Annotated in this window: 10 protein-coding genes; 5 read left to right on the forward strand and 5 right to left on the reverse strand. The window is 69.0% G+C overall.

Annotation, left to right across the window (positions count from 1 at the left end; all coding sequences use genetic code 11):
- The first annotated feature begins 494 nt into the window (after nt 1-494).
- Entirely contained in the window at nt 495-902 is a 408-nt protein-coding gene (locus tag EV691_RS20085) for an SMI1/KNR4 family protein (protein WP_131300292.1), read from the forward strand.
- 3 nt (nt 903-905) lie between these two features.
- Here the strand turns inward: EV691_RS20085 and EV691_RS20090 are convergent, their stop codons facing one another.
- Nucleotides 906-2,135 (reverse strand): nucleoside recognition domain-containing protein, encoded by a 1,230-nt coding sequence (locus tag EV691_RS20090; protein ID WP_131300306.1) that lies wholly within the window; start codon nt 2,133-2,135, stop codon nt 906-908.
- Between the two features lie 134 nt (nt 2,136-2,269).
- Here EV691_RS20090 and wrbA point away from each other — a divergent pair, with 134 nt between their 5' ends.
- Together wrbA and EV691_RS20100 are read left to right on the forward strand one after the other, a co-directional pair.
- The gene (wrbA, locus tag EV691_RS20095) at nt 2,270-2,866 is read left to right on the forward strand and encodes an NAD(P)H:quinone oxidoreductase (protein ID WP_089166710.1); all 597 of its coding nucleotides are present in this window, start codon (nt 2,270-2,272) and stop codon (nt 2,864-2,866) included.
- A gap of 287 nt (nt 2,867-3,153) precedes the next feature.
- Entirely contained in the window at nt 3,154-4,743 is a 1,590-nt protein-coding gene (locus EV691_RS20100; RefSeq protein WP_131300294.1) for a sensor domain-containing diguanylate cyclase, read from the forward strand.
- Nucleotides 4,744-4,807: 64 nt separating this feature from the next.
- Here EV691_RS20100 and EV691_RS20105 read toward each other — a convergent pair whose 3' ends face one another.
- Nucleotides 4,808-5,122 (reverse strand): c-type cytochrome, encoded by a 315-nt coding sequence (locus tag EV691_RS20105; RefSeq protein ID WP_131300296.1) that lies wholly within the window; start codon nt 5,120-5,122, stop codon nt 4,808-4,810.
- Nucleotides 5,123-5,395: 273 nt separating this feature from the next.
- Here EV691_RS20105 and EV691_RS20110 point away from each other — a divergent pair, with 273 nt between their 5' ends.
- On the forward strand, nt 5,396-5,830 hold the full coding sequence (locus tag EV691_RS20110; RefSeq protein WP_131300298.1) for a hypothetical protein: 435 nt from the start codon (nt 5,396-5,398) through the stop codon (nt 5,828-5,830).
- 45 nt (nt 5,831-5,875) lie between these two features.
- Here the strand turns inward: EV691_RS20110 and EV691_RS20115 are convergent, their stop codons facing one another.
- Both EV691_RS20115 and EV691_RS20120 read right to left on the reverse strand, forming a co-directional pair.
- Nucleotides 5,876-6,643 carry an alpha/beta hydrolase family protein gene (locus EV691_RS20115; RefSeq protein ID WP_089166714.1) on the reverse strand — a complete coding sequence of 256 codons (768 nt, stop codon included), beginning with the start codon at nt 6,641-6,643 and terminating at the stop codon, nt 5,876-5,878.
- Nucleotides 6,630-7,745 carry a DUF3182 family protein gene (locus EV691_RS20120; RefSeq protein WP_131300308.1) on the reverse strand — a complete coding sequence of 372 codons (1,116 nt, stop codon included), beginning with the start codon at nt 7,743-7,745 and terminating at the stop codon, nt 6,630-6,632. Before EV691_RS20120 ends, EV691_RS20115 begins: the two co-directional genes overlap by 14 nt.
- A 211-nt stretch (nt 7,746-7,956) precedes the next feature.
- Here EV691_RS20120 and EV691_RS20125 point away from each other — a divergent pair, with 211 nt between their 5' ends.
- Nucleotides 7,957-8,427, forward strand: coding sequence for a hemerythrin domain-containing protein (locus EV691_RS20125; protein ID WP_131300300.1), 471 nt, complete (start codon nt 7,957-7,959; stop codon nt 8,425-8,427).
- 76 nt (nt 8,428-8,503) lie between these two features.
- On the opposite strand, the gene EV691_RS20130 is transcribed toward EV691_RS20125, so the two are convergent.
- The gene (locus EV691_RS20130) at nt 8,504-8,728 is read right to left on the reverse strand and encodes a hypothetical protein (RefSeq protein WP_089166717.1); all 225 of its coding nucleotides are present in this window, start codon (nt 8,726-8,728) and stop codon (nt 8,504-8,506) included.
- Between the last annotated feature and the right edge of the window lie 182 nt (nt 8,729-8,910).

Consider the following 8,910-nt stretch of genomic DNA (forward strand, 5'->3'; position numbering starts at 1 on the left):
GTTCGACATCGGGAGTGCCGCACTGGGTCGACCGCTTGCTCATCCAGTCCCGCCGTGGCGGACGAAGCTGTCTCGCGTCGGCAGGCTGCCGGAGGGGCGGTCGCCAAGGATGCCCGTTCAACGCGCGGAGGTCGAAGCACTTTCGACCGGATGCGGGCCTTGCGCGACAATCGCCGTGCCCCGGCTCCTCGTCCCGCCCGTCTCCGCTGGTGGGAGGTGCGGGAGCGCGTGATCGGCAGACGGAGCATACGGACGTGCGTACCGATTGTCGTTGACCGTTCACAAGGGCTCCAAGCCGGATGCTGCGGCATTCGGGCGCAGTGCTTGACATTCGCCAAAAGACAGACAGCAGTGGCTCGTCATAACATTGACGCCGACTGTCCGCGGCAGTCGTCCGCGGCCTTCGGGCCGGCCGCGCCTGCGACAGGCCGCGATTCTGTCCGGCGGGGCGCTGGGGTATAAAGCGCGCATCATTGCCTGAGGAACAACGAGCCGTGGAAGACGTCATCGAACAATTGCGCGAGCTGAACGAGCCGGTGCCGGTGCCCCTGGAACTGCCCGACGAAGACCTGCTGGTGGAAATCGAGGAGCAGCTGCTGATCAACCTGCCCTTCGAGCTGCGCGAGTTCCTGCTCAAGGTCAGCGACGTGGTCTACGGCAGCCTGGAGCCGGTGACCGCCAGCGATCCGCAGTCGCACACCTACCTGCCGGAAGTCGCCGCGGTCGCCTGGGACCAGGGCGTGCCGCGCGACCTGGTGCCGCTGTGCCAGGCCGGCCGCGATTACTACGTGGTGGACATCGAGGGCCAGGTGCTGCTGTGGAGCGGCGACAGCGGCGATCTCAGCGACGAGAGCTGGGACTCGGTGTGGCACTGGGTCAAGGACGTCTGGCTCGAGAGCTGAGCCTCAGCCGAAGAACCAGTAGCACACCCCGATCGCCGCCAGCACGCCGCAGAAGTCCGCCAGCAGGGCGCAGCCCACCGCATGGCGGGCGCGCTGGATGCCGACCGCGCCGAAGTACACGGCGAGCACGTAGAAGGTGGTCTCGGTGCTGCCCTGCACGGTGGCGGCGACCAGCGCGGGGAAGCTGTCCACCCCGTGGGTCTGCATGGTCTCGATCAGCAGGGCGCGCGCCGCGCTGCCGGAGAACGGCTTGACCAGCGCGGTGGGCAGCGCGTCGATGAAGCGCACGTCCCAGCCGGCCACCCCGGCCAGCCAGCGTAGGCCCTCCAGCGCATAGTCCAGCGCCCCGGAGGCGCGCAGCACGCCGACCGCGCAGAGCATGGCGACCAGGTAGGGCAAGAGGTTCTTCGCCACCTCGAAACCTTCCCTGGCGCCTTCGACGAAGTGTTCGTAGACCGCCACCTTGCGCAGCGCCCCCAGCACCAGGAACAGCAGGATCAGGCTGAACAGCACCAGGTTGCCGAGCAGCGCGGACAGCGCCGCCAGCGCCGTCGCCGAGAGCCCGGCGAGCAGCGCCATGAAGGCGCCGAGCAGCAGCGCACCGGGCAGCAGGTAGGCCAGCACCACCGGGTCCCAGAGCCTGAGGCGCTGCATGAGGGCCACGCCGAGCAGCCCGGCGAGGGTCGAGGCGCTGGTCGCCAGGAGGATCGGCAGGAACACCAGGGTCGGATCGTCGGCGCCCTGCTGGGCGCGATACATGAAGATCGACACCGGCAGCAGGGTCAGCGAGGAGGCGTTGAGCACCAGGAAGAGGATCTGCGCGTTGCTCGCGGTGGTCGCGCTGGGATTGAGCTCCTGCAGGGCGCGCATCGCCTTGAGGCCGATCGGCGTGGCGGCGTTGTCCAGGCCCAGGCCGTTGGCGGCGAAGTTGAGGGTGATCAGCCCGAGCGCCGGGTGGCCGGGCGGCACCTCGGGCATCAGCCGGCGGAACAGCGGGCCGAGCAGGCGCGCCAGCAGCTCCACCAGCCCGGCCTGTTCGGCGATGCGCAGGAAGCCCAGCCAGAGGGTGAGGGTGCCGAACAGCAGGACCATCACCTCCACGGCCAGCTTGGCCATGCCGAACAGGCCGTCGACCATGGCGGCGAACACCGCCGGCTCGCCGCCCAGCAGCCAGCGGCCGAAGGCGGTCAGCGCGGCGATCAGGAAAAAACCCAGCCAGAGGCCGTTGAGCATGTCGATCTCCCGGAAAGCGTGACCGCCCATGATAGCGAGTCCGCCGCCGGGCGCGCCGCAGCCCGGTCACCTTTCCGCAACGGCGCCGGGGTACTGCTATACCTGTCTGATCCAACCAGCCAGGAGGCGCCATCATGAAGAAGATCCTCGTCCTCTATTACTCCATGTATGGTCATATCGAGCGCATGGCCGAAGCGGTGGCCGAGGGCGCGCGCAGCGTGCCGGGCGTGGAGGTGACCCTCAAGCGGGTGCCCGAGACCATGCCCGAGGCGCTGGCGCGCAAGGCCGGCGCCAAGCTCGACCAGATGGCGCCGGTGGCCGAGCCGAAGGAGCTGGCCGACTACGACGCCATCCTGTTCGGCACGCCGACGCGCTTCGGCAACATGACCGCGCAGATGCGCAACTTTCTCGACCAGACCGGCGGGCTGTGGGTCAGTGGCGCGCTGGTCGGCAAGTTCGCCAGCGTGTTCACCAGCACCGGCACCGGCGGCGGTTCGGAAACCACCATCACCTCGTTCTGGCACACCCTGGCACACCAGGGCATGGTGATCGTCGGCCTGCCCTACGTGCTGCCGGAACTCAGCGACATCAGCGACCTGCGCGGCGGCTCGCCCTATGGCGCGGCGACCATCGCCGGGGCGGACGGCTCACGCCAGCCGAGCGAGAAGGAGCTGATCCTGGCCAGCTTCCAGGGCGCCCATGTGGCCCGCCTGACGGTGCGCATGCAATAGGGGCGCGGATTGTTGCCGCGAGGCCGCGGATTTCCGACCATTGACCGACGACTTGACCTGAAAGGCTTTTCCGCAGGGGCTTTTTGCCACCAGAATCTGCCGCATGGGCGACGGCGCCTGCCGCGAGGAAGGGCGCCGTTCTTCCCGGCTGGCTGGAGGCCGCATCAGGAAATCGGGAAGCCCGGCCCGACGCCAGAGCCAGGCGCGACCGTTCGCGTCCTGCGCCTGTCTCCCCCTGGCCTTCGACAGGGGCGCTTGCCGGTAGTCATCTTTGCCTCAGAGATTCTATGCATCATCTCGATCTGCGCCGCCTGATCCTGCTGTTGACGATCGCCACCACCCTGCTGACCTTCGCCAACAGCTTCCATGCCAGCTACCAGACCCTGCATCGCCAGCTGATCGCCCAGACGCTGGAGGCCAACCGCGCCTATGCCGCCAAGCTGGCCCACAGCACCGACGCCTTCCTCAAGGCGGCGCAGCAGCAGCTCGCCTACAGCGCCGCCCTGCTGCCGGAGCGGCTTGGCCAGACGGAGCGGCTCGACGCCGAGGTCGCGCGCCTGAAGGCGCAGACCGGCACCTTCAACGGGGTCTTCGTCGTGGGCGCCGACGGCCGGGTGCAGGCCGCCGCGCCCTGGGGCGTGGGGCTGGTCGGCAGCGTGCTGCAGGCCGAGGGCGCACGGCGGGCGCTGGCTGCGCGCGAGCCCCTGATCAGCACGCCCTACGTTGGCCTGCGCGGGCATCTGCTGGTCTTCCTCTCGCAGCCGATCTTCGCCCCGGACGGCCGCTACCTGGGCTATGTCGGTGGCGCCATCCACCTGGGGCAAAGCGACGGCAGCCTGCAGGCGCTGCTCGGCAACCACTATTACCAGGACGGTTCGCAGCTGTATGTGGTGGACGGCAACCGGCATCTGCTCCACCACCAGGAGCCGTCGCGGATCGGCGAGATCGTCACCGGCAATCCGGCGGTCGAGGCCGTGCTGCAGGGCGAGGAGGGCAGCCGGCGCGTGCTCGACGGCACCGGCATCGACATGCTCGCCGGCTATGCCCCGGTGGCCGGCACCGGCTGGGGTGTCGTTGCCCAGCGGCCCAGCGCCGCCACCCTGGCCGCCCTCGACGGGCTGATGCTGGAGATCCTGCTCGCTGCGCTGCCGTTCTTCATCCCCATGCTGGCGGCCCTCTGGTGGCTGTCGAAGCTGATCGTGCGCCCGCTGCGGCAATTGGCCATAACCGCCCGGCACTGGGAGTTCGCCAGCGCCCGGGAGCAGATCCGCCGGGTGCGTGCCTGGTACTTCGAGGCCGAACAGCTCAAGCTCGCCATGCTGGACGGCCTGGCGCTGCTGCACGGCAAGCTCGGCCGGCTCAACCAGGAAAACCTCACCGATCCGCTGACCGGGCTGACCAACCGGCGCGGCCTGCAGCTTGCCCTGGAGCGCTGGCAGGCACAGCGGCGGTCCTTTGCGGTGATCGCCGTGGACATCGACCATTTCAAGCAGGTCAACGACAGCTACGGCCACGACATCGGCGATCGGGTGCTGCAGCACGTGAGCCGGCTGCTGGGCAGCGTCTCGCGCAGCAGCGACCTGGTCTGCCGGGGCGGGGGCGAGGAGTTCACCCTGCTGCTGCCGGAAACCAGCCTGGAGGGGGCCCTGCAGGTCGCCGAGCGGCTGCGCGGCCTGATCAGCCATGCGCCAAGCCCCACTGGCTCCTTCGTCACCGTTTCTGCCGGGGTCGCCCACTGGCCGGGCAGCGCCGCCTCGGTGGAGGCGGTGCTCAGGCTGGCCGACGAGGCGCTGTACCGGGCCAAGCGGGGCGGGCGCAACCGCGCCGTCATGGCGGGACAGACGGAGGTGGGCAGCGAGGATGTGCCGGTGGGCTGATGGCGGCGGGGAGGGAAAGCGGGAGAGGGGAAGGGACGCCAGGCCGGCCGGCGTCCCGGGACGCTTATTTCTGCTCGAGGACCCACTTGGCGAGGGCCTTGGCTTCTTCCTCGGTGACGGCGTTCGGCGGCATCGGGATCTGCCCCCAGTTGCCCGAGCCGCCGTTCTTGATCTTGGTGGCGAGCACGTCGATGGCATCGGCCTGGCCGGCGTACTTGGCGGCGACGTCCTTGTAGGAGGGGCCGACCAGCTTGCTGTCGACCGCGTGACAAACCGTGCAGCCCTTGGTCTTGTACAGCGCGTCGCCGTCCTCGGCCAGGGCCGGCTGCAGGGCCAGCGCGCCGCCGAAGGCGAGCAACGGGATCAGGATCTTTTTCATAATTTTTGATTTCCTCAAGGCTAACAAAGACTGGGTGACGCACGCTCGGCCCGGATCAGGCAGGGAAGATGCCGAGCGCCCCCTTATCCACGTTAGAGCCAGGGGTGGGGCAAATCAATCCTCTGGCTCGCGTTCCGGCTACGGCGCCGCGCTGCGCGGGGCAAGCGGATGCCGCCGGTCCTGCGGCGCCGAACTCTCGCCAGACAACGCCAGTCCCACGCGAAAGGGCGGCTCTCGCGCCGCGACTGTTTCATTGCCTTCCGGAGGTCTGCCATGAAGCGCCTGTTCGCGATTGGGGTTTTTCTCTGCGCCGGCCTGTCCAGCCCGCGACTGCTGGCCGAGGTCTGCCACGTGACCGAGCAACTGGCGGTGGCCGGCACAGCGAACGACGTCAGGGAGTCCTGCTTCGAGCACCGCGGCATGCCGGCCGGCTCGCTGGACTGGTCCTGCAACACCGAGAAGAGCCCCGTGGCCGGGGTGCACAAGGAAAAGCGTGCGAACTGCCCGAGCGGCCATTTCGGAAAATGCACCGCGGCCCTGACCCAGGAAACCCTGGCCAACGAGGACGCCAGCGGCCAGTTCGTCCAGGGCACCTGGCCGGACCCGCTGCCGGACGACGCGCAGATCCTCACCTACTACTACCAGGTGCACGACCGGGAGCAGACCCGCATCGACTGCGAGAACGGCGGCGGGAAATGGTCGCAGTAGCGGCGGCCGGCTGGCGCCTGTTCGGGAAATCCCCGCGCACGGCCTTCAGCCCCCGCGTCCCTCCGGGGAGAGGCTGCCGACCCGGGATTTGACTACCATCTCGGTCACCCAGTGCACCAGGATCGAGGTGTAGGCCTGCTGGCAGAGTTCCCCGCTCAACGCGTGGTCGGCGCCGTCGATGATCCGGTGGGTCAGCGAGTGGGCGCGGACGAAGGCGCTGCGGTAGTTCATGAGCGTGGTGTGCGGGATCAGCTGGTCGTTCTCCGACTCGACGAGCAGCACGTCGCCGCGAAAGGCCGCGCAGGCCCCCAGCGCGCGGTTGTCGGCCGGCGTCAGCGGCGAGTTGCGGTACAGCTGCAGGTCCTGGCGGTCGAGCTCGCGCTTGGGGCGGCTCCACTCGGCGTCCCGATAGAGCGCCGGCACGCGCAGGGCGAGCCACTTCACCGGGCGCAGCGAGGTGAGGATGGTGGCCAGATAGCCGCCGTAGCTGCTGCCGACCACCGCGATGGCGTCGCGGTCGATGGCCGGGTGCCGGGCCAGCAGGTCGTAGGCGGCGATCAGGTCGTGCAGGTTGTCCTCGCGGGTGACGCCCTGCTGCTGCGCCAGGGTGCCGCCGTGGCCGCGCATGTCGAAGGTCAGGCAGACGCAGCCGAGCCCGGCGATGCCCCGCGCGCGCTTCAGGTCGCGCTCCTGGCTGCCGCCCCAGCCGTGCACGAACAGCAGCCCCGGCATCCGGGTGTCCGGGCTGAGGAAGGTGCCGGCGAGCCGCTGGTCCTCCACCGGCAGTTCGACGCTTTCGCTACGGGTTGCCATGCTCCGTGGTCACCACGCATTTGGTCAGGTAGCCGAGTTCCGGGTCCTCGCCGCGAAACAGCACGCACGCCCCGGGGGGCGCGACCTGCTCCGGGCCGAACAGCTCCAGGGTGGACGCCCGGACCACCCGCGCACCGGCGCGGAACGCCTCCAGCGCGACGATTTCCGCGCTGCTGGCGCCGCCGATGCGCCAGGACTGCTCGAGCACCCCGGAACGGGTATGGCCCCGGCTGTCCAGGCCGCGGGCGATGTCGTAGTTGCGTCGCGAGGCGAAGAAGCCGGCGAAGCTGTCGAGCGCCGCGGCGTCGTAGAGGCGCGCCTGCTGCACGGCCAGGCGCACCGGCTCGTCCAACGCGAGGGCGAGCAGCTCGTCGAAATCGCCGGCCACCACCAGCAGGTCCGAGCCGCCGTAGACCTCCTCGCCCTGGTTGTCGAGGGTCAGCCGCTGGGTGCCGCAATAGGTCGCCAGCAGGTCGCCGACCTGTACCTGGCCGACGCTGTAGGTCGACACCTGCTCCAGCTGCTCCTCCAGCACCAGGCCGAAGCGGCCCAGCTCGTCCTCGTCCAGCGCCGCCAGCTGTCGATCGAGCTCCGCCGGATCCTCGACCAGGCGCTGCCCGCGGCCGCCGCTCGCCAGCACCGGCTTGATCCGCAGCGGCCCCTCGGCCAGCAGCCGGCGGCCGGCCGCGCCGGCCTCTTCGCGGTTGAACACGGTGAAGCCGCGCAGTACCGCGTCCGCCACCCGCTGCGTGAAGCGGCGCGACCAGCCGGGCGGGGCCTGGGCGCCGGCCCGCAGCAGCCCGTGGGTGATCGCCTTGGTGGCCATGAAGGGCTGCGGCACCACCCCGCCGAAGAGGTCCGCGGCGCTGCGCAGGCCGAGTCGGTGCGCATTCCGCCGGCCGATCACCGTGCCGCTGGGCACGAAGTACAGGAATCCCGGATAGGCGAGCGCCGGATCGTATTCGCCGCCGAATTCCAGTCCTTGCAGCATCGCCAGGCGATTCCCCAGGTCGAGGTGCACGGCGCGCTCGTGAAGGGCCTCGTGGCCACGATTGCTGTAGATCACCACCGTACCCGGGCCGTTCTGTCGATCAGGTTCCATGGCTGTGTTCATCGCTGTTCCCCCGGCTGGCCGGATGTGCTGGAGCGGCGCGGAAAGCGACGCTCCTAACGGTATGGACTGCCGCCGTACCGGGAACATTCCCCGACACGGGCAATCCGCCCGGAGAGACGAACGGGTGGGCAGAAACATCGAACCCATTGGCCGGGCAAAGGGTCAGCTTAGAGGCGACACCCCTCCAAGGAGACTGACGATGAACGCTGTCGAACTGCTGAAGCACGATCACGAGGCGGTCAAGCAACTCTTCGAGCGCCTGGGCAAGACCACCGAGCGCGGCATCAAGACCCGCGAGGAGCTGATGCGCCATCTACACGAGGAGCTGATGACCCACGCCCGGCTGGAGGAGGAGATCTTCTATCCCGCGTTCAGGGCGGCGAGCGGCAAGGAAGGCGAGATCCTGTTCCACGAGGCGAAGGAGGAGCACCGTGCGGTGGAGGCGCTGATCCTGCCCGATCTGGAGAAGACCGACCCGGCGAGCAGCGAATTCGCCGGCCGGGTGAAGGTGCTCAAGGACATGATCGAGCACCATATCGAGGAAGAGGAGCAGGAGATGCTGCCCAAGGCCTGCGAGCTGCTCGGCGAGGAGCGCCTCGAGGAGCTGGGCGCGCAGATGGAAAGCCGCAGGAAGGAGCTCAAGCGGCAGGCCGGGGAAAGAGCCGCCTGAGCCGGCCCGGCCTGCGCCGCCGCAGGCGGGCAGGCCCCCTCCCTTATGTTTATCCCGCCCGTGCGGAAGCCGCCGCTCACGGCTGCTGGTAATGCCCCGGCGTGCTGCCGGGCTCCCTCGGGTGGGCGATCTTGGTCACCTGCACGTCGGTGATGTCCGCCGGCACGTCCGAGGTGTGCAGGGCGGCGATGTGAAAGCGCGCCTGGTCGATGGAAAGGGTTTCCGCGTCCGACTCGACTTCGGTCGACTGCGGCTGCTCGTTGAGGGTGTAGCTGACGAGGAAGTGGTGCTTCTTGGCCATGGGTATTCATCCGCGGTGGACAGACTCATGGCTTGGACCCTGCGCGCCGCGGCAATGGTTCCCGCGGCGAACCTGCTTTACTGAGAGTTGTGATGAACACCACCCGGCAGAGCAGCAAGGATGCATTTCGATGCACCTGACCCACAAGATCGCCCTGCGCCCGACTCCCGAGCAGGCGGACT

It is taken from the genome of Azotobacter chroococcum, assembly GCF_004339665.1.
GTDB classification, from domain to species: Bacteria; Pseudomonadota; Gammaproteobacteria; order Pseudomonadales; family Pseudomonadaceae; genus Azotobacter; species Azotobacter chroococcum.